Here is a 258-nt window from a genome sequence, read left to right on the forward strand (position 1 = left end):
GTCGGCGTGGCAAGTGTCGTCTTGCATAACAAGCAGCATCTTGCCGCACTGATTCCGGTCGGCCCGGTGCTCGCCCTGAACACGCTGCGCTGGGCAGAGGAAGTCCGCGACTTCGACGAATTCAAACTGCCGGCCGAAGGCACCAAGGCGGCAGGCGTCAGCGCGCGCGAACTCGACATGGCGCAGAAGCTGATCGACGACATGAGCGATACCTGGGACCCGTCGAAGTACCACGACACGTTCCGCGACGACATCATG

At 62.4% G+C, this 258-nt stretch carries 1 protein-coding gene; it reads left to right on the forward strand.

Annotated elements, in window-relative coordinates:
- A partial coding sequence (locus SB822_RS58655; protein ID WP_410859315.1) for a Ku protein occupies positions 1 to 258 on the forward strand: 258 nt, incomplete at both ends.

It is taken from the genome of Paraburkholderia sp. SIMBA_054, assembly GCF_046534875.1.
Classification (GTDB): domain Bacteria; phylum Pseudomonadota; class Gammaproteobacteria; order Burkholderiales; family Burkholderiaceae; genus Paraburkholderia; species Paraburkholderia hospita.